23 protein-coding genes are annotated in these 26107 nt (G+C 61.2%); 4 read left to right on the forward strand and 19 right to left on the reverse strand.

Translation table 11 applies throughout. The features are described 5' to 3' along the window. The first annotated feature begins 89 nt into the window (after window positions 1-89). Window positions 90-1274, forward strand: a complete 1185-nt coding sequence (locus tag ACFOFO_RS06720; RefSeq protein WP_390321614.1) for a M48 family metalloprotease — start codon at window positions 90-92, stop codon at window positions 1272-1274. 75 nt (window positions 1275-1349) lie between these two features. Here the strand turns inward: ACFOFO_RS06720 and ACFOFO_RS06725 are convergent, their stop codons facing one another. The 16 genes from ACFOFO_RS06725 to ACFOFO_RS06800 all read right to left on the reverse strand — a co-directional run bounded on the left by ACFOFO_RS06725 (window position 1350) and on the right by ACFOFO_RS06800 (window position 16779). Beyond that, window positions 1350-2309, reverse strand: coding sequence for a LysR family transcriptional regulator (locus ACFOFO_RS06725; RefSeq protein WP_390331204.1), 960 nt, complete (start codon window positions 2307-2309; stop codon window positions 1350-1352). A gap of 144 nt (window positions 2310-2453) precedes the next feature. Continuing rightward, complete coding sequence (locus ACFOFO_RS06730) at window positions 2454-3290, reverse strand: ABC transporter permease (RefSeq protein ID WP_390321610.1); 837 nt, start codon at window positions 3288-3290, stop codon at window positions 2454-2456. A gap of 209 nt (window positions 3291-3499) precedes the next feature. Continuing rightward, the gene (locus ACFOFO_RS06735) at window positions 3500-4783 is read right to left on the reverse strand and encodes an ABC transporter permease (protein WP_390321608.1); all 1284 of its coding nucleotides are present in this window, start codon (window positions 4781-4783) and stop codon (window positions 3500-3502) included. A 98-nt stretch (window positions 4784-4881) separates the two neighbouring features. Further along, a complete protein-coding gene (locus tag ACFOFO_RS06740) occupies window positions 4882-5913 on the reverse strand; it encodes an ABC transporter substrate-binding protein (protein WP_390331206.1) in 1032 nt (343 codons plus the stop codon). Between the two features lie 55 nt (window positions 5914-5968). Continuing rightward, window positions 5969-7081 carry an ABC transporter ATP-binding protein gene (locus tag ACFOFO_RS06745; protein WP_390331208.1) on the reverse strand — a complete coding sequence of 371 codons (1113 nt, stop codon included), beginning with the start codon at window positions 7079-7081 and terminating at the stop codon, window positions 5969-5971. 283 nt (window positions 7082-7364) lie between these two features. Beyond that, the gene (locus ACFOFO_RS06750) at window positions 7365-7784 is read right to left on the reverse strand and encodes a RidA family protein (RefSeq protein ID WP_390321606.1); all 420 of its coding nucleotides are present in this window, start codon (window positions 7782-7784) and stop codon (window positions 7365-7367) included. 12 nt (window positions 7785-7796) lie between these two features. Further along, entirely contained in the window at window positions 7797-9281 is a 1485-nt protein-coding gene (locus ACFOFO_RS06755) for a 4-hydroxyphenylacetate 3-hydroxylase family protein (protein WP_390331209.1), read from the reverse strand. A 59-nt stretch (window positions 9282-9340) separates the two neighbouring features. After that, on the reverse strand, window positions 9341-9934 hold the full coding sequence (locus tag ACFOFO_RS06760; RefSeq protein ID WP_390331210.1) for a flavin reductase family protein: 594 nt from the start codon (window positions 9932-9934) through the stop codon (window positions 9341-9343). A gap of 71 nt (window positions 9935-10005) precedes the next feature. Continuing rightward, on the reverse strand, window positions 10006-11253 hold the full coding sequence (argE, locus tag ACFOFO_RS06765; RefSeq protein ID WP_390331211.1) for an acetylornithine deacetylase: 1248 nt from the start codon (window positions 11251-11253) through the stop codon (window positions 10006-10008). A 15-nt stretch (window positions 11254-11268) separates the two neighbouring features. Continuing rightward, the gene (locus ACFOFO_RS06770) at window positions 11269-11943 is read right to left on the reverse strand and encodes a DUF1028 domain-containing protein (RefSeq protein ID WP_390321594.1); all 675 of its coding nucleotides are present in this window, start codon (window positions 11941-11943) and stop codon (window positions 11269-11271) included. Between the two features lie 549 nt (window positions 11944-12492). Continuing rightward, window positions 12493-12765: a hypothetical protein gene (locus ACFOFO_RS06775; protein WP_390321592.1), complete on the reverse strand. Its 273-nt coding sequence runs from the start codon at window positions 12763-12765 to the stop codon at window positions 12493-12495. A 30-nt stretch (window positions 12766-12795) separates the two neighbouring features. Next, window positions 12796-13077, reverse strand: coding sequence for a hypothetical protein (locus ACFOFO_RS06780; protein ID WP_390331212.1), 282 nt, complete (start codon window positions 13075-13077; stop codon window positions 12796-12798). A 198-nt stretch (window positions 13078-13275) separates the two neighbouring features. After that, window positions 13276-14175, reverse strand: a complete 900-nt coding sequence (gene lpxO / locus ACFOFO_RS06785; RefSeq protein WP_390321588.1) for a lipid A hydroxylase LpxO — start codon at window positions 14173-14175, stop codon at window positions 13276-13278. A 196-nt stretch (window positions 14176-14371) separates the two neighbouring features. Next, window positions 14372-15409, reverse strand: a complete 1038-nt coding sequence (locus tag ACFOFO_RS06790) for a CAP domain-containing protein (RefSeq protein WP_390331214.1) — start codon at window positions 15407-15409, stop codon at window positions 14372-14374. A gap of 290 nt (window positions 15410-15699) precedes the next feature. Beyond that, entirely contained in the window at window positions 15700-16014 is a 315-nt protein-coding gene (locus ACFOFO_RS06795) for a metal-sensitive transcriptional regulator (RefSeq protein WP_390321584.1), read from the reverse strand. Window positions 16015-16293: 279 nt separating this feature from the next. Continuing rightward, window positions 16294-16779 (reverse strand): asparaginase domain-containing protein, encoded by a 486-nt coding sequence (locus ACFOFO_RS06800; protein WP_390331216.1) that lies wholly within the window; start codon window positions 16777-16779, stop codon window positions 16294-16296. 266 nt (window positions 16780-17045) lie between these two features. Here ACFOFO_RS06800 and ACFOFO_RS06805 point away from each other — a divergent pair, with 266 nt between their 5' ends. Then, the gene (locus tag ACFOFO_RS06805) at window positions 17046-17816 is read left to right on the forward strand and encodes an L-asparaginase (protein ID WP_390321582.1); all 771 of its coding nucleotides are present in this window, start codon (window positions 17046-17048) and stop codon (window positions 17814-17816) included. Between the two features lie 33 nt (window positions 17817-17849). On the opposite strand, the gene ACFOFO_RS06810 is transcribed toward ACFOFO_RS06805, so the two are convergent. Beyond that, complete coding sequence (locus ACFOFO_RS06810) at window positions 17850-19898, reverse strand: carboxypeptidase-like regulatory domain-containing protein (RefSeq protein ID WP_390321580.1); 2049 nt, start codon at window positions 19896-19898, stop codon at window positions 17850-17852. A gap of 241 nt (window positions 19899-20139) precedes the next feature. Further along, window positions 20140-21129 (reverse strand): D-2-hydroxyacid dehydrogenase family protein, encoded by a 990-nt coding sequence (locus ACFOFO_RS06815; protein WP_390321578.1) that lies wholly within the window; start codon window positions 21127-21129, stop codon window positions 20140-20142. 455 nt (window positions 21130-21584) lie between these two features. Here ACFOFO_RS06815 and ACFOFO_RS06820 point away from each other — a divergent pair, with 455 nt between their 5' ends. Then, complete coding sequence (locus ACFOFO_RS06820; RefSeq protein WP_390331218.1) at window positions 21585-23465, forward strand: phosphoenolpyruvate carboxykinase (GTP); 1881 nt, start codon at window positions 21585-21587, stop codon at window positions 23463-23465. Window positions 23466-23925: 460 nt separating this feature from the next. Further along, window positions 23926-25779, forward strand: a complete 1854-nt coding sequence (gene kefC, locus ACFOFO_RS06825) for a glutathione-regulated potassium-efflux system protein KefC (RefSeq protein WP_390321576.1) — start codon at window positions 23926-23928, stop codon at window positions 25777-25779. Between the two features lie 60 nt (window positions 25780-25839). Here the strand turns inward: kefC and ACFOFO_RS06830 are convergent. After that, window positions 25840-26107: hypothetical protein (locus ACFOFO_RS06830; RefSeq protein ID WP_390331219.1), on the reverse strand; the 268-nt coding region annotated here is incomplete at its 5' end.

The following is a 26107-nucleotide window of genomic DNA, read 5'->3' on the forward strand; positions in this document are numbered from 1 at the left end:
TGCGATTTGTGACAACTTCAGGTTAGCCGGCAGCTTCCATCCAGCAATCGTCTAAATAACTCAGCAGCGCAATTTAAAAGGAATAAAACGTGAACGAACTCGTTTATCCACGCGAGCGCACGCTCGCCGCCATCACGCTGGTTATCGGCCTGCTGATCTGGCTAGGCTTAATCGTCGGCACCTTCGGTGTCGCATTAATCGGGCTGGCGCTTGGTTTTGTGCTGTACCTGTTCGTACAATCCGCGCTGATCGCGCACATCAAGGGCAATGGAGTCGAACTGTCAGAAGACCAGTTCCCCGACCTGCACGCGCAATTTACCGCTTGTTGCGATCGACTACAGATGAAGACGCGCCCGCAGGCCTACATCCTGAATGGCAATGGCGGCCTCAATGCGTTCGCCACCAAGTACCTCGGCACACAGTTCGTCGTGCTGATGTCGGACGTAGTTGATGCGATGGATAAGCATGCCGAGGGCGTTCGTTTCTACATCGGCCACGAGCTCGGACACTTGCGAATGAAGCACCTGAGCGGTCACCTGTTGCGCTGGCCGGCGCTGTGGTTGCCTCTGCTCGGCGCGGCCTATTCCCGCGCTCGCGAGAGCACCTGCGATCGACACGGGCTGGCATGCAGCGAATCGCCCGAGGGTGCAGCGCGGGCGTTGGCCGCATTGTCAGCTGGTGCCGAACGCTGGGAAAAGCTCGACGTCAATGCCTATCTCCGCCAAGCGAACCATTCGTCGGGCTTCTGGATGTCATTTCACGAACTGACCGCCGGCTACCCTTGGCTGACTAAGCGCGCAGCCCGCGTGATGGACACCGGAGCGTCAATGCCCCCGCGCAGTGGCTTCGCCTACCTCCTGGCTTTGTTCGTTCCGTATGCCGGGCGCTTGGGTGCAGGCTTCGGCTTGCTGATGCTCGTCTACATCGTCGGCATGCTGGCTGCCGTGGCCCTGCCGGCGTATCAGGACTACACGGTCAGGGCCAAGGTCAGCGCCGCCATGATCGGATCGCAGGGCGCGCGCGAGGCGCTGGGCAACTACTACCAGTCCAACAAGAAGATTCCCGAATCGCTATACATTGCTGGTGTTCCGTCGCAACTGGCCGATGGTACCCGGCTGCAGCTCGCCCCTAAGCAGATGGTGCTCACCGTCAGCACCAAACAAGGCGAACTCATCTTCATGCCCGCAGCCGACGCCGAAGGTCGCATCACCTGGGGCTGCACAAACGGTGCAGGCCTGAAGCCGACGCAGCTTCCACCCTCGTGCCGTAAATAAAAGAGGGTGGGCACGACTTAACCTGCCTAACTTTATATTCGACCGGGACTGGCGCGACAACGTCGTGCCAGCCGGTTAATTCGTTAGAAGTCCTATGGCTGCCACCAGATCCGGAATGCCGTCCGTTAAGGTCGCGATGCAATGATCATGGAAGGTGCGCACGACCTTGCGCGGACGATCCGATTCAAGTGATACCAGCCCCAGTCGCGCCGGCAGCAGGCCCGGTTCGAGTGGCCGGCTGATAAAACGGTTGCCGCTGGCCGTCATCATGTTGTGCAATGGAAAATTCCAAAGCGTATACCCAAAACCCGCGGCGACCATGGCGTGCACCACGTCGGCGAATGCAGAGCGGTAGGCGACGCTTGGTTGCAGGCCGGCTCGTACAAACAGTGAATTGAAGTACTCGCGGCTCAACGGCAGATCGAGCTGCACCATCGGCTCGTCTGCCAGTTCCACCAGTGTCACCGATGCGTTTTTCGCGAGCCGGTGCTCAGGCGGCAGTAACACGAAAGGCGGCAGTTCGATGATCGAATGGAAGTTCAGTTCAGGTAGTAGGCTGAAGTCATAGGTCACCACGCAATCGAGCAAACCGGTGCGCAACGAGTCGAGCAGGAAAGCGTGATTGCCTTCGGTCGGCGTCACCCGCACATTCGGGAAACGATCCGTAAATCCCTTGGTCAGCGTCGGCATCAACATCGGTGCCAAGGTGACCAGAAAGCCGACCTCGAGCGTGCCGGTGCTGCTGGTGTTCGAAAACTCTTTCAGGGTCGCATTTAATTCTTCCGACTGCTTCAGCAAGGCCCGCGCCTCGCTGGCCAGCAGACGCCCGGCGGGCGTCAGCGACATGCCCTGTGCATGATGGCGGATGAACAGTTGGGTGCCGAACATCTCTTCCAGCGCCGAGATGGTGGTCGATACCGATGGCTGGGAAATGTGCAGCCGATGTGCCGCCTCGGTGATCGAGAGCGTCTCCGCAGTAGCCAGGAAGTATCGAATCTGACGCAGGGAAAACGGGACGGCATTGTGGTCGATCATGGAGATAAATTCTAGCCGGGCTAAAAGCTATTCTTTAACATGAGAACCACTCTTTTGCAAATCCGCTAGGCGCATCTGCAAGGTGCTGCGTCAAATGCGGCAAGGTCCGCGTTTCAGAGACGCGTTTCAGAGATTCGCGCGCGCTTATATCTTGGCCGCGGCCTTGTTACGCCCGCGCAACCATTCAAGAACCAGTAACAGGCAGGTAGAGAATACGATCAGTATAGTAGCGAGCGCGGCGATGGTCGGGCTGATGTTTTCCTTGATGCCGGTAAACATCTGGCGCGGCAACGTGGTTTGCTGCGGGCCGGCGACGAACAGCGTGATCACCACTTCGTCGAACGAGGTGGCGAACGCAAACAGCGCGCCGGAAATCAGGCCCGGCGCGATCACCGGCAGCGTGATGCGCCAGAACGTGCGCAGTGGACCGGCGCCGAGACTCATGCTGGCGCGCACCAGGTTGTGGTTGAAGCCCTGCAGCGTGGCCGACACCGTGGTGACGACGAACGGCGCGCCCAATGCGGCGTGCGCCAGGATCAGGCCGGTATAGCTGTCGGCCAGGCCGATCTGCGCGAAGAACAGGTAGACGCCGACGCCGACCACCACCACCGGCACCACCATCGGCGAGATCAGGATCGCCATCAGCAGCCCCTTGCCGGTGAAATCGGCCTTGTTCAGGCCGACCGCCGCCAAGGTGCCGAGCACGGTCGCGATGACGGTCGCCAGCGGTGCGACGATGAAGCTGTTCTTGGCGGCGCGGATCCACTCTTCCGAATGGATCAGGTTGTCGTACCAGCGCAGCGACACGCCGGGCATCGGATACGACAGGAAGCTGCTGTCGGAAAACGACAACGGAATGATCACCAGGATCGGCAATACCAGAAACACCAGCACCAGCAGGTTGAAGCCGCGCAGCAGGAAGAACCAGATGCGCTCTGGTAACGACACATACGGCGGAAATAAGGGCAAGGATTTGATCATCAGGGCGCCTCTACAAATTCAAAATCCGGGTCATTCCAGCGGACGCTGGAATCCAGTGTCGTTCGTCACGCACCGTGAGTGCTTGAGGTACGAAAAAAGCCCGCCGTTTTAACGCGAAACAATGGGCAAGATGCTGCCAGATGCCAAATACGCCACTGGGTCCCAGCGTGCACTGGGACGACAAACCAATTAATAGCGATATCCATCAGCTAACCCATGCTCACGTCGATTTTGGCGAAGCGCCGATACACCGCATACAGCACCAGCGTCGCCGCAAACAGCAGGGCGCCGAGCGCGCAGGCCATGCCCCAGTTGATGGTGAGGTTGGTGAAATAGGCGACGTAGTAGCTGACCATCTGCTCGTTCGGGCCGCCCAGCAGCGCCGGCGTGATGTAGTAGCCGAGCGCGAGGATGAACACCAGGAGGCCGCCGGCGCCGACGCCCGGGTAAGTCTGCGGCACGTACACGCGCCAGAATGCGGCGAACGGATGGCTGCCGAGCGAGATCGCGGCCTGCATGTAGGTCGGCGGAATCGATTTCATCACGCTGTACAGCGGCAGGATCATGAACGGCAGCAGGATGTGGGTCATCGAGATGTACACGCCGATCCGGTTGAACAGCAGTTCCAGCGGCGCCTGGGTCAGGCCGAGCGCCATCAGCGCCTTGTTGACCAGGCCTTCCGATTGCAGCAGCACGATCCAGGCCGCAACGCGCACCAGGATCGAGGTCCAGAACGGGATCAGCACCAGGATCATGAACAGGTTGGCGCGCCGCTCCGACATGGTCGACAGCCAGTACGCGAGCGGATAGCCGATCACCAGGGTGCACAGCGTCACGACCAGGCTGATCAGGAAGGTGCGCCCGAAAATCTTGCGAAACGCCGACTCGCTCTCGTCGGCATTGTGCACCTGGCCGAAGGCATCCTGCTTCAGGTCGAGCGCGGCCAGCACATAATACGGCGAGTAACGCGCGCCGTTCTTGGCGATCACCTGCCAGGTGGCCAGCTGGCCCCATTGCTCGTCGAGGTTGACCAGCGCTGGCTGGATGGCGCTCGCCGGCAGCGGCTTGCCGTCGGCATCCTTCAATGGCAAGGCGCGCGCGGTCTTCAGGATGACCGAACGGGCGCCGGGCAGTTCCGCATTGATGCGCCGTGCCAGCGCGCCGGTGGTGTTGTCGGCGGCGGCCTTGGCCAGATCGTCGGCCAGTGCGGCGTAGGCGACATCCGGCGGCGCCGATTTCCGGTCCCAGCCGGACAGCGCGGCGACCGTGTGCGGCAGGGTCGAGGCGATTTCGGGATTGGCGATCGCGCGCGTCAGCAGCACCGCGATCGGCACCACGAAGGTCACCAGCAAGAAGATCGCCAGCGGTGCAATCAGCGTGAGCGCAGCGATCCGCTTGCGCAGTAGCGCCTTGTGCAGGTCGCGCTTGAGCTGCGACACAGCGGGCTTGGCGAGCGCAATATCGGCCGGAGCACCGGATGCCAGAGAAATCATATTGATCTATATGTCAAAACAAAAAAATACCAAAATAATGCACCGATGCTGCATCTAAACCTGTCGGGAACAAAAGTTCCCGACAGGCGATGACAGATTTACCGTGCAGCCCAGGCTGTGAAACGCTGCTCCAGATCTTCGCCATGATCGGTCCAGAACTGCAGATTCTGCTGTACCGCGTCCTTGGCATTATTGGTCGAGGTCGGCAGGTCGGCCAGCGTCTTGGCGTCGAGCAGCTTCAATGCGTTATTGTTGACCGGACCGTAGGCGATATTGCTGGCATAGACTTTTTGTGCTTCCGGAGTGCTGGCAAACGCGATGAATTTTTCCGCCAGCGCCTTGTTCGGCGTGCCCTTCGGAATCACCCAGTAATCGAGGTCGTAGATGCTGCCGGCCCAGGTGACCTTCAGATGCTTGCCTTCACGCTGGGCCGAATCGATGCGGCCGTTGTACGCGGTCGACATCACGACGTCGCCTGCCACCAGGAACTGCGGCGGCTGCGCGCCGGCCTCCCACCACTGGATGTTGGCCTTCAGGTCATCGAGTTTCTTGAACGCGCGCTCGACGCCGGCCTTGGTGGCCAGCACTTTATAGACTTCCTTGGTCGGCACGCCATCGGCCATCAGCGCAAATTCCAGGTTGTAGCGGGCGCCTTTGCGCATGCCGCGTTTGCCTGGGAATTTAGCGACGTTCCAGAAGTCGGCCCAATTCTTCGGTGCCACCTTCATCTTGTCGGCGTTGTAGGCCAGTACCGTCGACCACGCGTATGCGCCGATGCCGCATTCGTGGATCGCTTCCGGCATGAAATCGCTCTTCCTGCCGATCTTGCTGTAGTCGATTTTTTCCAGCAGGCCCTCTTCACAGGCACGGCCGATCACGCCGGACTCGACATCGACCACATCCCAGCTGACTTTACCGGCTTCGACCATGGCTTTGACTTTCGCCAGCTCGCCGTTGTATTCCACTACGATCACTTTGTTGCCACTGGTGGTCTGGAACGGCTCGACATACGCTGTTTTTTGCGCGTTGCTGTTGGCCCCGCCAAAATTGACGACCGTGACTTCTGCCGCATGCGCCAGACCGATTGACAATGCAGCGCTGGCCAAGATGGGTTTCAATAACAATTTCATTTCAATTCCTCTTTATTGGTGGCAGGGGTGGTGGGTGGGGAAATAATGAAAGCAATCAGGTAAAAATACGCAAGCGCTCGGGGTCGATCTCCAGCGCGACCTGGGTGCCTTCCTGCAAACCGGTCAGCGCCGGATCGTTCAGCGTCAGTTTGACGAAACAATCATCTTGTTGCGCCGTCGAACAACGCACGCGCACGTGATCGCCAAAATAGATCAAACCCGCTACGGTGGCGCGCAAAGTGTTTTTCGGAGAGGCATCCAGCGGCACGATTCGAATCCGTTCAGGACGGATACAGGCGATACCAGCTTGGCCGGCGTAGGCGCCGCTGGCATTCGCGCCGCGCAATACCGCGCCATCCGGCAGGCGCAGCGAACAGTGCTCTCCGGCCAGCGCCTCCACCGTGCCAGCGAAGCGATTGTTGTCGCCGATGAAGCCGGCCACGAACTGGTTGTCGGGGTATTCGTACAGGCGGTCGACCACCGCCAGTTGCTGGACCACGCCTTGATCGAATACCGCCACGCGGTCCGACATGGTCAGCGCCTCGCTCTGGTCGTGCGTGACATACACGAAGGTGACGCCGAGCCGCTTGTGCAGCGCTTTCAGCTCGAGCTGCATGTGCTCGCGCAGCTGTTTATCCAACGCGCCGAGCGGCTCGTCCATCAGCACCAGTTTCGGATCGAATACCAGGGCGCGCGCCAGTGCGATGCGCTGCTGCTGGCCGCCGGACAGCTGGGCCGGATAGCGTTCCGAAAATTTCCCCATCTGCACCATGTCGAGCGCCTTCTTGACCTTCGCCGCGCGCGCGCTGCTGGCCATGCCACGCACCTGCAATGGATACGCAACGTTTTGGCCCACGGTCATGTGCGGAAACAGCGCATAGTTCTGGAACACCATGCCGATGTTGCGCTTGTGCGGCGGCACCTTGTTCAGCAATTGGCCGTCGAGGCGGATCTCGCCACCGGTCGGAAATTCGAACCCGGCCAGCATCATCAGGCAGGTGGTCTTGCCGGAGCCGGACGGCCCCAGCAAGGTCAGAAATTCACCGCTCCGAATATTCAGGTCGAGATGCTTGACCACCAGATTCTCGCCGTCATAGGTTTTCTTGACGCCGCGAAATTCGACCAGGTTGTCATTGCTTGCCCTTGCTGCTGCGCTTGTCTGATTCAATTTTCTACCTCCCGCTTGTGGGTGTGCCTCTTGCTACCAGACTGCATCCTGAGTCCGCCTTTTTCGCATCAGTCCATCAGCAATTCCCATGCCAGCAAAAATCGCGAAAATACGACAATTTCAAGGCGTAGAAAGGCACAACGACATGAATCCGTTGAAATAGGACCAGTTCATTTCAAGCCTTTATTTTTGCCCCAAATCAGCGCCATCCTGATCCAATTCGGGGCAGCGTTTTCTTCTGCTAGAGCGTCAACGACACGTCATAAAAACGCATTACTCTTCCCTATTTATCCGCTTGCGGAATCACGGCAGTGACATCGATTTCAACCAGCCACTCGGGACGCGCCAGCGCAGTCACGACCAGGCCGGTCGATACCGGAAACACCCCTTTTAACCAGCGCCCTGTTACGTTGTAGACCGCCTCCCGGTAGCGGACATCGGTCAGGTAAATCGTGATCTTGCAAATGTGATCGAGCCGGCTGCCGCACTCTTCCAGCAGCATCTTGATATTGGCCATCGCCTGTTCCGCTTGCAGCGCGACGTCGCCGACCCCGACCGACTCCCGCGTATCGAGATCCTGGCCGATTTGTCCTCGCACGTAGACAGTGTTATTGGCGACCACGGCCTGACACAGATCGTTGTCCAGTTTTTGTTCCGGATAAGTGTCTTTGGTATTGAATTTACGTATTCTGGTATGGGTCATGCGCGTGAACTCCTAGGCTATTTTTCTGAGACGTGGTTCAGCTTGCAGACCCGTAACGCGATCCGATAAGCCGGCGGCTTTTTTGACGTAGCCAAGCGCCGGCTTGAAATCGAAATTGCGATACACCGCGTTCAAATGTGCAAACGGCGGCGATTGCGCGAACAGCTGGAATGTCAAACGATGCCCCGCGTAATCGGAGTTCAGCAAATCGCGGCCGAACGCCAGCAGCTTGCGCCGGTCATCGGAAATCCAGTTTTCATTGATGGAATAGTACTTGTCCATCCATTTGCCGATTTCAGGGTTATCGAAAGAGGCGGCCGAAGGGGTGACGCAAATCTGTCCGCCGCACAGCTCGCGGGCCAGGTGCATCATGGCCGGCAACTGGGTGCAGGCTTGCACGCGTCCGGTGTACAACAGCGACTGGTTGGGCATCAACAATCCGGACGGGCTGCTTTCCCCGGTGGCGATCGAGGCGGTCAAATGCGCATTGATGGTTTCCCGATAGACCGCCAGCGCGGCCAATTTTTCCTGCACTGCCTGCTGTTTTTCGAGACCGGTCTGGCGCACATTGAATAGCGCTGCGCCTATCATCAGATCAGCCATCCGCAATGCCCGTTGGACCCAGGCGAATGCACTGTAGCGATGCAAGGTCGAGCGAATGAATGTCGCGGCCCGGGTATGCTGATAGAACAACACATCTTCCCAGGGAATCAGTACATTGTCGAAAATCACCAGCGTGTCGATTTCATCAAACCGGTTCGACAGCGGGTAGTCTTCAATCGGCGCCCGGCCGACGAAGCCAGAACGGCAGATATGCTTGATTCCCGGCGCGCCCATGTCGCAGACAAAACCGACCGCATAGTCGGACAGCTTGGCCTCGCCCCAGTTGGCGATGGTCGGTTTGACGAACGCCTGGTTGGAATAGGCTGCCGCGGTTTCGTATTTCGCGCCGCGCACGATGATGCCGGCATCGGTTTCCTTCACCACATGCAACAGCGAGTCCGGGTCCTGCTCCTGCGGCGGCTTGGAGCGGTCGCCTTTGGGATCGGTGTTGGCCGAGACATGGAACGGGTCGGCGTACAGCGCCTTGTGAATATGCCGCTCGATGTTTTCGGCGAAGCGCGGATCGACTTCATTGAGCACATCCTTACCGTCATACAGCGACCACATTTCACCGATCGTTTCATCGCCGACTCGTGTCACGATGCCGCCGATATCATCCATCACGGTATCGACCGCGCGCCGCTTATCGTGCCAGTCCTGTTGCGTGCGCGGCAGCTTGAGGCCGATCGCGTTACGTTCGCCGGTGGCGACATCGACATAGCTCATCACATCGCGCGTTGCCGCTTCATGCGCCAGATCGTAGATGCGTGCACGCACGTCGATGATCGGCTTGAAGGATGGATGGATGGTGATATCTTTAACGCGCTCGCCATCGATCCAGACTTCGCGGTTGTCGCGTATGGATGCCTTGTATTCTTCGCCGGTCCTGATCATTTGCTACTCCTTGAATGTGGTGAAATTGCTTGATGCATTTCGAATGTGCTGAGGTATTTCTACGGTGATAAATGGCTATAGCCGCGACGCGAATACATAAGCGGTTGCTGATCGGATTTCTCCACCGCTACGGCACGGCCTATGAAAACCGTATGCGAGCCGATATCGTGTACCGCTTCCACCTGGCATTCAAACGAGGCCACGGCATCCTTGATGACCGGTATGCCGGTGATGCCATCGGCCCATTCGCAGCAGGAAAAATCAAAGGCTTCACCGCAAGTCGGACGGCCGGCGAAGGTGTCGGAAATGTGGCGTTGTGCACGATTCAGAATGTTCACTGCGAATTTTTCATTTCGCAGAATTGCGCCGCAGGCGGGACTGCGGCGATTGATGCACACCAGCAGGGTCGGCGGATCTGCGGAGACTGAGTTGAAAGCGCTGACGGTCAGCCCGAAGCGCCCGGATTTTCCGGCCGTGGTAATCACATTGACCGATGTTGCATTGAGTCCCATGGCTTCGACAAAGCGCGTTCGAAGTTGCGGATCGATCTGTTGTGCTACCTGTTGTGCGATCTGTTGTTCGATCTGTTGCGCGACGTCTTGTGCAGACGCATTCTCGTGCTTGTATTCCAATACTGTGGTGGGTGCCATCATCGTTCTCCTAGCAGTCGGATTCGAAGTTCCGATGGATTGATTATTGGACGCCGCCAGTCATTTGTAAAATATTAGATACTGAACTTCTGCTTAGGATTATCCGAGGCAAAATTCGTCACCGGCGCCGCTGGAGCCGGACCCAAATCACAATCGGATTGATCCATTTGTTCAGCCAGTCCGCGCAGGAAAGCGAGGCAAAGGTTGAGTTGTTCGAGCGCGACATATTCGTCGGCCTGATGGGCTTGCTGTATCGAACCGGGACCGCATACGACGGTGGGAATATCGATGGCTTCGAACAGCCCGCCCTCGGTACCGAAGGACAGCGTGGTGGTGTCCGCTGTTTGCGCCAGTTGACAGCAAAGTTTTTGCAGCGGCGCGGCACGCTGGCCGGTCAAGCCCGGATACGAGGACAGCTTGGCAAAGCTGATGCCGGCGGCGGGATGCCTGGTCCGCATCGCGGGCTCAAGCCGATGCTGCGCATAGGATTGAATGCTGGCGATGATGACGTCGGGGTCTTCCTCGGGAAGATTGCGAATTTCGAAATCGAATTCACAATGCTCCGGGATCACATTCAACGCAATCCCGCCACCGAATTTGCCGGTGTGCACGGTGGTATGCGGCGGGACGAATGCGTCGTTGTGTGCGCCATAGATCTTCATCTCATCGGCCTTTCTTTGCAAAAAGGCGACCAGATTGGCGGCATACTCGACCGCGTTGACGCCGAGGTGGGTCAGTGCTGAATGTCCTGCCTTGCCGTGCACGGTACAGCGATAGGCTTGCTTGCCCTTGTGTGCCACGGCCACCTGCATCGACGTCGGTTCGCCAATGATGCAGGCCAGCGGCCGCCACGGTTCATGTTCGAGCGCCGCCAGCAGACCACGCACGCCGACGCAGCCCACCTCTTCATCGTAACTGAAGGCCAGATGCAGCGGAACCTGCAAGGATCGGGCGGCAAAGTCCGGCACCATTGCCAGGACGCAGGCGATAAAACCTTTCATGTCAGCCGTGCCGCGCCCGTAGGCCAAGCCATCGCGCACGGTCAGCGTATACGGCGCCGAGGCCCAGTGCTGACCATCCACCGGAACCACATCGGTATGCCCGGACAAACAAATCCCCGCCTTATCCTGCGGGCCGATCGTGGCATACAGGTTGGCCTTGCTTTTACTCTCGTCAAAGATCAGCCTGCTGCTCACGCCATGCTGCAACAGATAATCGCGAATGAATTCGATCAATGCCAGATTCGAGTTGCGGCTGGTGGTGTCGAATGCGATCAGGCGCTCCAGAATGGCGAGCGCTGTTACGTGGTTTGGAGGGTTCATCTGCATAGCGTCCTCTCAGGCCGGATCGCCGGGTACGCCGAAGGATGGCGCGCCGGAAGGATCGCGGGCGCGCAGGATGTAGTTCGCCATCTGCGGCCGATAGACGTCCCAGGCACGGATCAACGCGGCGATCGGCGCATCGTCCCAATCGACGCGCAGATCGACGGTCGGCCAGCTTTCCTCGGTACAGACCTTGAGCGCCGCCGAGCGCACCGGGCCAGCCTCGCCGCCGCGTTCGAGCCCCGCAGCAAGCGCGTCCAGCAGCCGCTGCGGCAGATCGAGGTCGGTGGACTGCGCAAATGCCGCCACCATGGCGTCGATCACGCCGGTCTCGGCCAGCAGGTTACCGGCGGCGACGCAATCTTGCCCGACCACCACATGATGACAACCGAGCGTCTGCCGGCCGCTGCTCCACGCCGTGGTCCCGCTGCGATCCAGCACCGCAACCTGGCGCCATTCGAAAGAGTCACGGAGCGCGAGCTGGCCCAACACGGCCGCTGCCGCCGCACCCTGCTCCAGCAATGCGATGCCGGCCTGGCCAATGGCCGGATCGGTGATGTTTTGACTGAGGACCACACCATGCCCGGGCGCGATCCAAACGCAGCGGCTGCCGACCGCCGGGCTGGAACTGCTGATCGCCGCGCCGAATGCCCCGGTGCGCTGACAACGTGCCGCAATCGAAAAAGTCATCGCGATGTCCTGTAATTAGATTGATGAAATGCCTGTCGCCAAGCCTGATGGCGAGCGAGATCCCATCGTGCCGGCAGCTACGAATTTTGTAAATTAGTCATTTGTGAGGTATTGGATCAAGAAAACCAATGCAGCGCGGAGCTGCGGCTGGCAAGGCAAATGACCGAAAATGGGGCGTAGATGGAGCGCAATAGCCCCCATTTGGCGGCATATTGGCAGAGCGTCCGGTCGAGGAGCGTCAGATGGATGGCGGTCCGCGTGTGCGGGCGTTGTGGCAGGAATTAGCAGCTGTTGAGCCTTATCGGCCGGCTGGCTGCACGCTGCAGCGAAGGTCCGAGACCGCGACACCAAGCGGTACCACCGGCGGGCAGGACGCGCGGGTTATAAGGAGAAACCTGCCATCTTCCTAAATGTTGCGGATGAAATTCAGCGGTGACACGCGCGGCGCTTGTCCAGGTTCGTATCCAGGTGGGCGGAATTAGCAATGGGAACGTCTGGGAACGGCGCGATGACAAGCCGGTTCGCAAGATTCTGTATCGCGAAATCGGATCAGATCTGTGCCAGGGCCGACCGGCCGTCTGCATGGCACGCGTCAAACCACCGGTTGCATTGGTCGCAGAACAGACAGGTCCGCGTCACTCCCTTCTGCTGCGCTACCAATTGCAATCGATGCCCCGCGCACTCCGGGCAGGTTTCACGCAATTCGCCGCTCATAACGATGTCATAAGCCCAATTGGGATCGCTGAGCAGCGTGTCATCCACCACGGACGCCGGATCTAGTTCCAACAGGGAAAAGTCGGTCTCTTGCTGTCTTTTTTTCACCTGGACTCCAAGGCGGCGCCGCGGCGTCCGTTACTGTGTTGGTGCGTCTTTCGCCTCTGCATCTACTTTGGCGCCGTGCTTCATGTGTCTTTGCTTATGCATACGATGCTTGCGCATAGGCTTCTCCGGCTGCGGCGCCGCGATCGTCGGCTCCGCGCTCGATCGCTGTTGCATCTGTTGCGCCTTTTGTTCGACGGCAGCCGCTTTGGCGGGATCTGTGCTTTCGGTCACACCGCCGGATGTGCCCTGCGCGGCGGCGAGCCCGCTTACCGTCAACAGGCAAGACACCAGAAGCGCGGATATTTTCGTCATGTCGACCTCCATGGAAATAGTGATGTCACTGTTCGATCCCTCGCGCTCGCGCCTAGTTCCTCGCTTGATTGCCCGAAATATCCGGCGGCTGGTGGCACGGCGTCAGCATCGACGCGCATGACGCTTGCATTAGTTACTCACGATCACCATCGCCGCTACCGAAACAGCTGCGTCGCGCCCGTCGTTCGTGACGCTGCACTAGAGCAGAACGATCAATGCCACCACACCTGCAATCAAGCCAAACTTGACCACGTAGTACAGCGGCCGGCTCCAGTTCTTCAGCTTGCGGCGGTACTGGCCGGTCAGCCAGGCGAAGTGGAATAGCTTGTTGATGGCACCGGTCTGGTCGCCGTGATCGTTGGGCGAGCTGGCGGCGGTCATCATGGTCCTGCCGAGCCAGCGGTTGAGGGCTTGCGCCCAGCGCCAGCGCATCGGGCGTTCGATGTCGCAGAACAGGATGATGCGGTTGCTGTCGCTGCCGTTGTGGGCCCAGTGGATGAAGGTCTCGTCGAACACCACGGCCTGGCCGTCGCGCCAGCTGTAGCGCTGGCCGTCGACCTCGATGAAACATTTGTCGTCGTTCGGCGTGACCAGACCGAGGTGGTAGCGCAGCGAACCGGCGAACGGGTCGCGGTGCGGGTTGAGTTTGCCGTCGGGACCGAGCTCGGCGAACATCGCGGCCTTGACGCTGGGCAACTGGCGCAGCAGCGCGACCGTCTTCGGGCATAACTCTTCGGCCGACGGGTGGCTGGCGTCATACCATTTCAGGTAGAAGCGTTTCCAGCCATTCTTGAAGAAGGAGTTGAAGCCGGCGTCGTCGTTCTTTTGCGCGGCGCGGATCTTTTGCAGGCTGCTCAGGTGGAGCGCCTCGGCGCGAATGGTTTCCCAATTGTCCTGGAGTAATTGCAGGTCGCGGAACTGACCGGTTTTTAAGTAGGGCGTCGCCGGCACACCCGACAGCGCATACATCAGCATATTCAGCGGCGCCATGATCGACGAATGGTCGAGCAGCTGCCGCAGCACCGGCAACCGCACCGTGCCGCGAAAATGCAGATAGGCTATCGATAGTAAATACAGTGCGACCACGACCCATTTCATTGCAATACCCTCATGTCTGAACTGGCGGCTGGTCGTTGCTGCCCAGCCCATTTTCCACAACCTTTCATTATACGCGTGTGATGCTGCATCATTTTGCAGCACATCAGATCCGACGCATATCTGCGCCCACCATTGACGCAGGTTGAGCACAGGTACAGGGGTGGCAGGCGGCAGGGCGCGCCCAGGCAACGCGAGCCTAGCGCGTGGTAAACGTCCAGCTGCGGGTCAGCGCAACCGGTGCCGACGAACAGAGATTGGTGTCGATATCGGCGCTACAGATGGTGCCGCTGAACCGGACCTGGTAGCGCGTGTTGGCGGCCAGCGGCGTCAGCGGGATGATGGCGGCGGCCGAGATCGGCGTCGGATGCGGCTCGCTGGCGCTGCCGGGATCGGTCGCGTAGCTCAGCAGCAGCGCCGGCAGCGGGGTTGTGCTGCCGATCGGCATGATGGTGAAATTCTGGCTGGCGACGTCGATCCGCTGTGTCAGGTTGGCGTGCACGCTGACCGGATAGCCGACGCTCATGCCCTGGTATTGCGGATATAGCGACGGCGGGACCGGGTCCGGCGTTTCGGTGCCGTGGTCGAACGACGTTGCGATCCGCTGTTGCTGGTCGAACGGGTAACCGACGATCTGACCGGCGCCGATGCCGGGCCCAAAACCGTTGTTGGCGACGAAGTCGGTGGTGAAATAGGTGGCGCCGTTGCTGGCGGTGGCGGCACCGGCGCCGCCCTCCTTGAACATCGGTTCGAAGATCACGAAGCGGTGGTAGATCGCGCGTATCAGTTCGTCGGCATTGTCGAAGCCGGTCAGGCCGCTGGTTTTGGAAATCACTTCGCCAAAGGCAAAACTGGTGGGGCTCAGCATATAGCCGGCGGCGGCCAGCCGCTCCCGAATATCTTTGCCGGTAAAGCCGGGGTTGCCTGTCGTCTGGTCGTGGGTGATGGTGTTGTTGAGCACCTGGTAATTGGAGTGGCCGCGCGCGGCGGCGTCGATCAGTCCATTGCGTGGCAGCGCCGGCAGCGCCAGTTGCTGACGCCGGAAATTGAACCAGTTGAAACCGTCGGTCGCGATATCGCCAGTCATCCCCGGCGCGCCGACTTCCGGTGGCTGCTGTTGCGTGCTGGGCGAGGTGGACGGGTTCGCTGCATTGTCGCCGCCGCCGCAAGCGGTCAGCAACAAGGCGGCGCTGGCCGCGATGGCAAGGATTTGGAAATTACGCTGCGGCCGGAGCATGAGAACCCCCCACATAATGTGTGCCGGCGGACGCACCAGAGTGTCCGGCACTGGCAGGAAAACCGATACTACGCGGCGCCCTGATCGTGACTGCACCCCTATTTTGCCACGATGCAGAATACCCGCATCATGACTTTGCGCAAGTATTACCAAAAGTAAATACAGGACTCAGTATTTTTCAAGACCCAATGAGTTCAAAAGCAATATCATAGATTTTTACACATACTCCCCCGCAAATACAAAAATACGAGATCAAACCTGCGCCCGATGGCGCGGCAATTCGGCTTCGCTCAGGCGAATTTGTCGAGCATCGACGCCAGGTGCTTGGCGCGTTCGGCGGCATCGGCGGTGCTGGTGGCACCGGCGGTATGGGTGGTCATCGAGCTGGTCAGCAGGTTGACGAACGATCGATCGAGCGCCTTGCGGGCGGCGGCTAATTGCTGCGCCACGCCGTCGCAGTCGGACGGTACCGCCGCCAGCGAAATCAGCTTCTGCACGCCGCGCAACTGACCTTCGACGCGCGCCAGACGGTGCAGCAGGTCTTTCTTCTGTTCCGGCGTCAGCGCGGTGCCGACGACGACTTTCGGGAGTGAGGTATCAGCCAAAATAGTGCTCCTAGGGAATGGGTTGAATCGGTGAATGAATACCTACAGCGATACTATACAGAGTATCGTAGCACTAATATCGGCAGATTATAAGGGACTTTGCGGACGCTGTTGCAAACCAGGAGACTGTCGGACGGAGGCGGAATCGGTCGTTGAATCCCTGAGCGGTACAGTGTCACCGGCTTTTTGGTCAAACGCGCGCTCTTGACACTGCAAATCCGGCAACATCGGTCCTCGTCCAGCGCATTGTTCGCGGCGATTGCGTCAGGCCGACCGACCCTAGCCCGGCTGGAAAACACCTGCCACGCGGTTCTTTTGCACGTTGTCCCAGCCGAACACCTGGCCGTTCATCGCGACATACACGCCGGACGGCAGGGTTTGCGCGACACCGCAGGCGAAGCCCAGATTGAACAGCGCGTCGGAATTGGCGATCTCGTACGGGATCATGGCGCCGGTCAGGATGATGGTCTTGCCCAGTTTGGCGTTACCTAATACTTCGCCGGTTTCGCGCATGGTATCGGTGCCGTGGATGATGACGATCGCGCTCTCGGCGCTGGCGCGGCAGGACGCCAGCACGCGCTGCCTGTCGGCGTCCTGCATCTCGAGCGAATCGAGCAACGGCAGCTGTTCCAGCGCCGCCTTGACGGTCATGCGGCTGCGCGCAATCACGGCCGGCAGATGACTGTCGCCGAAGCCGAGCTTGCCGGCGATCTCGTCATAGTGTTTGTCGAAGGTACCGCCGGTGGCGAGGATGCGTAGGCTCATGATGTTCTGTCTGGTTGGATGGCGTTGGGCCGGGCAGGGGTTTACGCAGTTGCTTAAATTCGGCCGGCCTCAGATGGTAGGATAGTTGCCGGCGCCAGGCAAGCGTGGGCGACGGTTGCCGAGAACACCGCTGCCGACGCGTCAACCCGGTGCAATCGACTCCGCGCCTGCCGCACGCAGTATGTTTGCGGGGATGGCTTCTGCGTACGCGTCGATTTCCGCTACACTAAATCCTTTTGCAAGTGCATTGCGCCTTTGGCACCACCATGAAACCGATCGCTCCCGGCACCATCATTTTCCATCGCTATCGCGGCTACGGCGTACTGACTTCGGTCAATCTGCTGAGCGGCTGGGTCGCCGTGCGTTTCGGCAACGAGCAGCGGGTGCTGGATCTGAACCTGTCGAGCGACCAGCTGCAGCATGCCGACGGTGAGCTTATTTTGTTTCGCCACGCAGCGCCGGACCGGATGCCGCATGCGCGCTTGATGGCGATGGTGCGTGCGCTGCACCGGGCCGGTTATCAGCGCCTGTATCTGTACACTTGGCCGAAGCCGTCCGGCCTGCACTGGCGCTGGCACCTGTTTACCGGCCCGCGCAACTGGATGCAGCGACCGTGGCGCGAGGGCTGGTATGGCTCCGGCGCCGAGTACAACTTCAATCCGGTGATGGGCTGGGGCGACCAGCCCGGCGCCACGACCGAGGAATTGATCGAGGCGCTGGCCCGGTTCGACCCGCCGGGTCTGGCCCAGGCGCTCGGCCGCGACGAGGACCACACCGCGTGGTTCGATGCGGTGTGCGCGGCATTGCTGCCGAACTATATGTACAGCCTGAATATGGCGCACGTCGGCGCCGCGCAACCAGCGCTGCCGCCAGTGCCCGTCATCGCGGTGCGGCGCAACGTGCCCGACTACGCGGGCCCGGCGCTGACGTGGCCGCCCGGCTGGGCCGGACTGTGGCGCGGCTTGCCCGAACCGCGGCTGGCGGTGCCGACGCCCAAGATCAGACTGCCCGGCATCTCGTCCGACGCGCTGCCGTAGGGCCGGCGCGTCGACGAGGTCGGACCGCGCCGCCTAGTTCTGATAGGTCCAGGTCGTGTATTGATTCACATCGCTGTGGTTGCGGCTGCGCAGCACGATCTCCCGATAATTGCCGGCCACGTTCAGCGCCGGAATGGTGGCGGCAGTACACGAGATGCCGGACGAGCTGCCCAGCGCTGCCACATTGATGGCGGCCGAGGCAGCGTCCTGCTTGATGCCCCAGATCTGCGCATTGATGCGCGTCGTCGCGGAGCGCCCGAACATGGTCACGCTGTTGACCGGCGCCGCCAGCGGGTTGCGGGTCCAGCCAACGGTGGCAGTGGTCAAGGCCGCCGCCTGGGTCGCGTTGGTCGGGTCGAGGTAGGTCTTGGCCGCCGCGCTCAAGTCGTTCCATTGCAGCGCTGCACCGTAAGCCGGCGCCACCGGCGCTGCGGTAATGCGCGTATAGAACACCGCCTTGGGCGCCGTGTCGGTAGCCGAGCGGTACACTTCAAACTTGTACCGCGCGAACGGCAGCAGGGCCGAGAAATCGGATACCGGCACGTCGGCCCAATTGGGGCTGGTCGCGAACGCACTCCAGTTGAAGGCCGAGCCATCGGCGTTGGCCGCGCCCAGGAAAAAGGAACTGGCGGTGCGCATATAGGCGGGCACCACGCTGGTGAGGCTGCCGGTCTTGTTCTGGATCTGCAGATAGCTGGCGGTGCCGCAGGCGTCCGACTTGCCCAGTACCACGCCGGCGGCCGGCAAGCCCGGACCGCTGACCCGCACCACGTTGACATCGCTGGCGTTCGGGCCGAGCGGATTGAAGAACAGGCGCAGACCGGTGCTGTAGCCGACCTTGCCGCCGTTCTTGAGGTCGACGATGCGGTCGAAACGCGCCTGCACCGAGGCGTCATAATCGCGCTGGTTGCCGACCACGCTCCAGCCACTGCTGGTGGCCGTGGTCACTGCCACTTTCTGCGCGACGTCGAGCACGTGGTTGGTGTCGCCGTCGCTGCGCTTGTAGTCCAGGCGGAACACTGCCAGGTCGGCTCCCGTATCCGTTTTGATCAGGGTCAGAAAGTCTGGGATGCCGAATTTCGCGCCATCCATGGCCGGATCGGACAACAGATCGCCATAGGTCTGAAACAGCGTGTAGCCGTTCGACTTGTAGTTGGGGTTGAAGCCGCTGACCTGGGCGCAGGCGCCCTTGACGCCCGTGACTGCGCCGCCGGACAACGTGACCCGGTCGGCCGCGGCCTGCGCAAAGCAGCCGTTGAGCTGATCGCGCCAGCTATCGAGGATGGCCGCGATGCTCGACATGTCGATCGTCGGCGCCACCAGCGGCGCCGGCGGTGTCGCGAGATTGGTTTTGGTCAGAGCGACCGAGGGCGCAGCGGCAGCACCCAACGCGGCGGCGCTCTCCGGAATCGGCGCGAAGGCGTTGGTCAACACGACGCCCTGACCCGACAGGCTGACCTTGATGGCGTCGAGTACGGAATCGAGTCCGGTGCGGTTGGCCTTGAATGCAGTCGTCATCGGATCGAAGGTGCTGGCATCGGCGCCGGTTGCCGTGACCACGTTGGCCAGTACCGTGCGGATCGCGGTGACTGCCTTGCCGATCTCGGCCGGCGTGGCCTTGGCCTTCAACTTGGCGGAGTCCAGCATGTCGAGCGGATCGTTGGCATCGGACAGCAGCGCTGCGACCGCGGTTGTCAACGGCGTCACGTTCAGCGTCCTGGTGTCGCCGTCGTTCAGCACGTCGGCCATGACAGCCACGTAAGTGGTGGTGGTGCCTCCGGCCATTCCGGTGGCGCTGATGACGAAAGGTGCGGTCATGCCCTTGGCGTCGAACACGTAGCTGCCATCGGCGGCGGCAGTGATCGTCTTCTGGGTGCCGTTGGCATCGGTGAGGGTGACCGTTGCGCCGGCGAACGGCGCGCCGGAGGCGGCGGTGCCGCCGATCTGGGTCGGCGCTGGGCTGGTCGTCGAAGTCAGTGTCGAACCACTGCCGGATGTGGAACTTGATCCGCCGCCACATGCGGCCAAGCCGATGACACCGGCCACGATCAACGCGTTACGCACTACGGTCTGTTTTTGCATATTTCCCTGTTATGAATTAGCCGCCACCCCAAACCCGCCTCGGGACGCCTGCAGCGCAATGAAGAAATCAGGTGCGGAATGCACAGGTTCCGCGCCTTGCCGGCACGCAATGATGTGCAAATCGCATTATTGACACAATGGCAAGCGTAGCCTCATCGCTTGCTTTTCGTCAACACAATTTGGCGGGGGTGCGCCGATCTGGGGCGACAGGGAATGGGGGTTCTGGTGCCGGCCTGCTGCTTTATTCCTTCAGCGCCTCGGGATTCAGCACATTCTTCGGCTGGCCGGCGGCGAAATCGACCACATTCTGAAACGCGGCGCGAAAATACAATTCGTAACTGTCGCGTTCGACATAGCCGAGGTGCGGCGTCGCCAGCACGTTTTCCATCCGCAGCAGTACCGAATCGCGCGGCAGCGGCTCGGTCTCGAACACGTCGAGCGCGGCGCCACCGGGGCGGCCCTGCCGTAACGCCTGTTCCAGCGCGCCGGGCGCGACCAGTTCGGCGCGGCTGGTATTGACGAACAGCGCGCTTGGTTGCATGCGGGCCAGATCAGTTTCAGTGACGATTCCGCGCGTCACATCATTAAGCCGCAGATGCATGGTGATGACGTCTGATTGCGCGAAGAAGGCCTCTTTTGACTCGGCCGCGAGATGGCCGTCGGCGGCTGCGGCGGCGCGGCTTGGCGCGCGGCCCCAGACCAGTATCTGCATGCCGAACGCCTTGCCATAGCCGGCGATCAGGCGCCCGATCTTGCCGTAACCCCAGATACCGAGCGTCTTGCCCTTCAGCACCGTGCCGAGCGTGTTGTGCTGTGGATCGAGCGTCGCGCTCTGCCACAGCCCGTCCTTGAGATTGGACGCATATTGCGCAATCTTGCGCTGGGCCGCCATGATCAGCGCCCAAGTCAGCTCCGCCGGCGCGGTCGGGTCGCCGACGCCTTCGGCAATCGCGACACCTTGCGCGGTGGCGGCGGCGACGTCGATATGGCCAGACACCTTGCCGGTTTGCGAGATCAGTTTCAGGTTCGGCAAGCGCGTCAGCAGCGCACGGCGCAAGGCGGTGCGTTCGCGGATCAGCACCAGTGCATCAAACGGCGCGAGCCGGATCGCCAGCTGGCCGACCCCGGTTGCGCCATGGTTGAACACCTTGACCTGGTGCCCGTCGAGCAGACTGAAACAGTCCAGCCGGCGCACTACGTCCTGGTAATCGTCGAGTATGGCTATCTTCATGGCATTTTCAGGGTTGGGTGGTGAGCACGGTGCCGCCAGCCGACCCCAGCGGCGCGATCATTTCGTAACAAAGCAACGTGCTGGTCGGCGCATAAAATAACCCACTACATTAGTCAACAACTACTACTACAAATTTGGCCTGGGACAAGGAAATCGGATGGGTGCGGGTGTACAATCGGCACCTATTTTTCGCATGCGCATTGGCTCGCTGGGCCTGCACGACTGACCCGAAGCCTGAATAATAAACCGGCTCGCCTGCTTGTTTATCCTGTTTGTTGGCTAGTTTGTTAGCCTGTTTGTTATTCACGCTGATACCGGCGCATTGCGACCGGTCAGCCGAACGCAATCGACAAGACCGCCGTATGCTGGGCGCCGACCATCGGTCATGCGCGCCAGCCAGACGATCCTGCCGTGCCGGGACACACCAGATTTCTATTGGCATTGGAGGTAGTTTCATGAATCAGGCCGTTATGGGTGGCGTTGCAGCATTGAACGTCCCGTCTTACATCAAGCATCAAAAACTGATCAACTGGGTGGCCGACATGGCCGCGCTGACCAAACCCGACAGTATCCACTGGTGCGATGGCTCGCAGCAAGAATACGACCGGCTGTGCGCCCAGATGGTCGCCGCCGGCACCATGAAGAAACTGAACGACGCCAAGCGTCCGAACAGCTACCTGGCCTGCTCCGATCCGTCCGACGTGGCGCGGGTCGAAGACCGCACCTTCATCTGCTCGGACAAGGAAGAGGACGCCGGCCCGACCAATAACTGGATGGCGCCAGCCGAGATGCGCACCACCATGCACGGGCTGTTCGACGGCTGCATGCGCGGCCGCACCATGTACGTGGTGCCGTTCTCGATGGGCCCGCTCGGTTCGCCGATCGCCCACATCGGCGTCGAGCTGTCCGATAGCCCGTACGTGGCGGTCAACATGCAGATCATGACCCGCATGGGCAAGCCCGTGTTCGACGTGCTCGGCAGCGACGGCGAATTCGTGCCGTGCATGCACACGGTAGGCCAACCGCTGGCCGCCGGCGAGAAGGATGTGGCCTGGCCGTGCAATGCCACCAAGTACATCGTGCACTACCCGCAGACACGCGAGATCTGGTCGTTCGGTTCCGGCTACGGCGGCAATGCGCTGCTCGGCAAGAAATGCTTTGCGCTGCGCATCGCGTCGAACATGGGCCGCCAAGCCGCACAAGGGCCCTCCGGTAGCCCGGGCTGGCTGGCCGAGCACATGCTGATCCTCGGCGTCGAGTCGCCCGAGGGCAAGAAGCACTACGTCGCGGCGGCGTTCCCGTCGGCCTGCGGCAAGACCAATTTCGCGATGCTGATTCCGCCGAAGACCTTCGACGGCTGGAAGGTCACCACCGTCGGCGACGACATCGCCTGGATCAAACCGGGTGCCGATGGCAAGCTGTATGCGATCAATCCCGAAGCCGGTTATTTCGGCGTCGCACCGGGCACCAATACCGCGACCAACTCCAATTGCATGGCGTCGATGACTGCCAACACCATCTTCACCAACGTCGCGCTGACCGATGACGGCGACATCTGGTGGGAAGGCATGACTTCGGCACCACCGGCCCATCTGATCGACTGGCAGGGCAAGGACTGGACCCCGGCAATCGCCAAGGAAACCGGTCGCAAGGCGGCGCACCCGAATGCGCGCTTCACCGTATCCGCGACGCAGAATCCGGTGCTCGATCCGGCCTGGGACGATCCGGCCGGCGTGCCGATTTCGGCCTTCATTTTTGGCGGACGTCGCTCGACCACGGTGCCGCTGGTGACCGAGGCGCGCAACTGGGTGGAAGGCGTGTACATGGCCGCGACCATGGGCTCCGAGACCACGGCTGCGGCCGCAGGTCAAATGGGCGTGGTGCGGCGCGATCCGTTCGCGATGCTGCCGTTCATGGGTTACAACATGAGCGACTACTTCCAGCACTGGCTGGACATGGGCAAGAAAATCGGCGCAACCGGTGCCACGGTGCCAAAGATCTATTGCGTCAACTGGTTCCGTACCGACGAGAACGGCAAGTTCGTCTGGCCCGGCTTCGGCGACAACATGCGCGTGCTGAAGTGGATGCTGGACCGGATCGAAGGCAAGGCCGGCGGCGTCGAGCACATGTTCGGCACCACGCCCGAGTTCGGCGACCTGTCGTGGGACGGTATCGAGTTCACCCAGCAGCAGTTCGACCGCATCACGTCGATCGACAAGGCGGCCTGGGCCGCGGAACTGCAACTGCATAGCGAGCTGTTCGACAAGCTGAAATACCACCTGCCGCCAGACCTGCAGGCAGTCAAGGTACAGCTGGAGCGGCAGCTGGCGGCGTAACTCGCGACCGGCGCCAGCCGGTCCCGGCGGGGCAAGAAGGGCGCGGATTTCGCGCCCTTTTTTTTGCGCCGCGCGAGGTTGCGAGCTGAACCGGTATTGCGCAGGCCACCGGTGCTGAGTCAAACGCTAAAAAACAAGAGCAGTCCCAGTACAACTTTGCCGCGGTGCAGTACGTAATGGCAACTTGCACACATTCGAGGACAGCATTTTGTCAAAAATATACTCGCTGGTGTATTTTTTGCAGTCCTTGCAAATCAAGGGCATGAACCATATTTTCGCCTGATACTCCCCATCAAATTTCTAAAACGGCGGGATGTCACCTGGATTGGCCGAGGCCGGTGCGCGGCGTGGCGTCCAGCCGCCAGCGCGATCGCGCTGGCCAAGCCGGGGTGCGTTCGTATACGCTGGATGGGCTGCTTGCCCCGAACCAGCGACCCCACCCACGCGACCGGATACGCCGATGGAACATAGCCTGCTGCTGAACGGATTGATCTACCTGACTGCCGCGGTATTGGCGGTGCCGCTGGCGAAACGCCTCGGCCTTGGCGCCGTGCTGGGCTATTTGCTGGCCGGCATCGCGATCGGGCCCTGGGGTTTGCGCCTGATCGAGAATGTCGAGGACATCCTGCATTTTTCCGAATTCGGCGTGGTGCTGCTGCTGTTCATGATCGGGCTGGAGCTCGATCCGAAACGGCTGTGGTCGCTGCGGCGTCCGATCTTCGGCTGGGGCAGCGCCCAGCTCGCTGCCTGCAGCGCGGTGCTGACGCTGGCCGCGCTGCTGCTCGGGGTCGACTGGAGAACCGCGCTGATTGCGGCGCTCGGGCTGTCGCTGTCATCGACCGCGATCGCGCTGGCGACCTTGCAGGAGCGCAATCTGAAAAGCACGCCGGCCGGCTCGGCCGCGTTTGCGATCCTGCTGCTGCAAGACATCGCCGCGATTCCGATGATCGCCATCATTCCGCTGCTGGGCGTGGCAGTCGCCGGCAGCGCCGGCCACGGCTGGCTCGGTGCGCTGAAGGTGCTGGCCGTGATCGCGGCGCTGATCTTCAGCAGCCGCCATCTGTTGCGGCCGCTGCTGCGCGTCATCGCCAAGACCGAACTGCGCGAGATCTTTACCGCATTCGCGCTGCTGCTGGTGATTGCGATCGGGCTCTTGATGCAATCGGTTGGCATGTCGATGGCGCTCGGCAGCTTCCTGGCCGGCGTGCTGCTGGCCGACTCCGAATACCGGCACGCGCTGGAAACCGACCTGGAGCCGTTCAAGGGCTTGCTGATGGGGCTGTTTTTCATTGCGGTCGGGATGTCGGTCGATTTCGGCGTGTTGCTGGCGCAACCCCGGCTGGTGCTGGCGCTGGTCGCCGGCTTCCTGACACTGAAGATCGGCGTGCTGGTCCTGCTGAGCCAGCGCTTCCAGATCGCGCGCGGGCAGCGGCTGCTGTTTGCGATCCTGCTGTCGCAGGGCGGCGAATTCGCGTTCGTGGTGTTCGGCGCGGCTGCCACGGCCAAGGTTTTCGCGCCGGCCACCGCGTCCTTGCTGGTGGTGGTGGTGACGCTGTCGATGGTCGGCACGCCATTGCTGTTGCTGCTGTATGACCAACTGCTGGCGCCGCGCCTGCGGCAGCTGCTGCGGCAGCGGCGGCGCCCGGACGATGCGATCGCGCCGCAGGATAATCCGGTGATCATCGCCGGCTTTGGCCGCTTCGGCCAGATCATCGGGCGCCTGCTGTTTGCCAACCGGATCAAGGCCACGGTGCTGGACCACGACCCGGACCAGATCGAACTGCTGCGCAAATTCGGCTTCAAGGTGTTCTATGGCGACCCCACCCGCAGGGACCTGCTGCATGCCGCCGGTGCCGGCAGTGCGCGGCTGCTGGTGGTCGCGATCGACGATGTCGACGACAGCCTGGCACTGGTCGATATGGCCCGGCGCAATTTTCCGCAGCTGCAAATCCTGGCACGCGCGCGCAATGTCAGCCACTACTACGACCTGATGGATCGCGGCGTCACCATCATCGAGCGTGAAACCTTCGAGGCTGCACTGCAGCTGGGCGGCCAGGTATTGCAGCAGCTCGGTGTCGACGCGCAACGCGCGCAGCAGCTGGTGCAGCAATTTCGCGCCCATAACCTGAAGACACTGCTGGCGGTGTACCCGTATTACCAGGATCAGGAACAGATGATGTCGATGGTCAAGCAGGGCCGGCAGGAGCTGGAAGAGATGTTCGCGCGCGACGCCGAGGCGCTGCGGCGGGAGGCGGCCGGCGGCGGCGTCGCCGATGCCGCTGCAGATGCGCCGGCGGCGGTCGAGCCACGCTAGCCGCAGGTGGGCGCTGCCGGCGCTGCCGCTGCAGATCCGGCGGCGTTCGCGCGCTCTGCGCTAATTGCGAATCACAATGGCGCCGCCGCTGATCGCGCTGCCGGACTGGATCGCAGGATCGCCGGCGGCGGTGAACTGCGCGCTGGTCGGCCGCGCCGGCTGCCCGGGTTGATTATCGTAATCGACCACATCGCCACCCGTCGCCGCATCGATGTGCCAGATTCGCACGCGCAGCCGGGCCTGGGCGTCGCCGCCGGCTGCATTGGCGCCCATCGCACTGAGCAGGTAGCGGTAGCCGCCCCGGCCGTTGATGCCGCCGCCGCCGGTG

The sequence above is a fragment of the Pseudundibacterium arcticum genome, assembly GCF_042646465.1.
Classification (GTDB): Bacteria; Pseudomonadota; Gammaproteobacteria; order Burkholderiales; family Burkholderiaceae_D; genus Undibacterium_A; species Undibacterium_A arcticum.

Excerpts from the sequence above, each read along its gene's own strand:
- ACFOFO_RS06725 (WP_390331204.1), bottom strand. The coding sequence starts at position 2,309 with ATGATCGACCACAATGCCGTCCCGTTTTCCCTGCGTCAGATTCGATAC.
- ACFOFO_RS06730 (WP_390321610.1), bottom strand. The coding sequence starts at position 3,290 with ATGATCAAATCCTTGCCCTTATTTCCGCCGTATGTGTCGTTACCAGAG.
- ACFOFO_RS06735 (WP_390321608.1), bottom strand. The coding sequence starts at position 4,783 with ATGATTTCTCTGGCATCCGGTGCTCCGGCCGATATTGCGCTCGCCAAG.
- ACFOFO_RS06740 (WP_390331206.1), bottom strand. The coding sequence starts at position 5,913 with ATGAAATTGTTATTGAAACCCATCTTGGCCAGCGCTGCATTGTCAATC.
- ACFOFO_RS06750 (WP_390321606.1), bottom strand. The coding sequence starts at position 7,784 with ATGACCCATACCAGAATACGTAAATTCAATACCAAAGACACTTATCCG.
- ACFOFO_RS06755 (WP_390331209.1), bottom strand. The coding sequence starts at position 9,281 with ATGATCAGGACCGGCGAAGAATACAAGGCATCCATACGCGACAACCGC.
- ACFOFO_RS06760 (WP_390331210.1), bottom strand. The coding sequence starts at position 9,934 with ATGATGGCACCCACCACAGTATTGGAATACAAGCACGAGAATGCGTCT.
- argE (WP_390331211.1), bottom strand. The coding sequence starts at position 11,253 with ATGAACCCTCCAAACCACGTAACAGCGCTCGCCATTCTGGAGCGCCTG.
- ACFOFO_RS06770 (WP_390321594.1), bottom strand. The coding sequence starts at position 11,943 with ATGACTTTTTCGATTGCGGCACGTTGTCAGCGCACCGGGGCATTCGGC.
- ACFOFO_RS06780 (WP_390331212.1), bottom strand. The coding sequence starts at position 13,077 with ATGACGAAAATATCCGCGCTTCTGGTGTCTTGCCTGTTGACGGTAAGC.
- lpxO (WP_390321588.1), bottom strand. The coding sequence starts at position 14,175 with ATGAAATGGGTCGTGGTCGCACTGTATTTACTATCGATAGCCTATCTG.
- ACFOFO_RS06790 (WP_390331214.1), bottom strand. The coding sequence starts at position 15,409 with ATGCTCCGGCCGCAGCGTAATTTCCAAATCCTTGCCATCGCGGCCAGC.
- ACFOFO_RS06800 (WP_390331216.1), bottom strand. The coding sequence starts at position 16,779 with ATGAGCCTACGCATCCTCGCCACCGGCGGTACCTTCGACAAACACTAT.
- ACFOFO_RS06805 (WP_390321582.1), top strand. The coding sequence starts at position 17,046 with ATGAAACCGATCGCTCCCGGCACCATCATTTTCCATCGCTATCGCGGC.
- ACFOFO_RS06810 (WP_390321580.1), bottom strand. The coding sequence starts at position 19,898 with ATGCAAAAACAGACCGTAGTGCGTAACGCGTTGATCGTGGCCGGTGTC.
- ACFOFO_RS06815 (WP_390321578.1), bottom strand. The coding sequence starts at position 21,129 with ATGAAGATAGCCATACTCGACGATTACCAGGACGTAGTGCGCCGGCTG.
- ACFOFO_RS06820 (WP_390331218.1), top strand. The coding sequence starts at position 21,585 with ATGAATCAGGCCGTTATGGGTGGCGTTGCAGCATTGAACGTCCCGTCT.
- kefC (WP_390321576.1), top strand. The coding sequence starts at position 23,926 with ATGGAACATAGCCTGCTGCTGAACGGATTGATCTACCTGACTGCCGCG.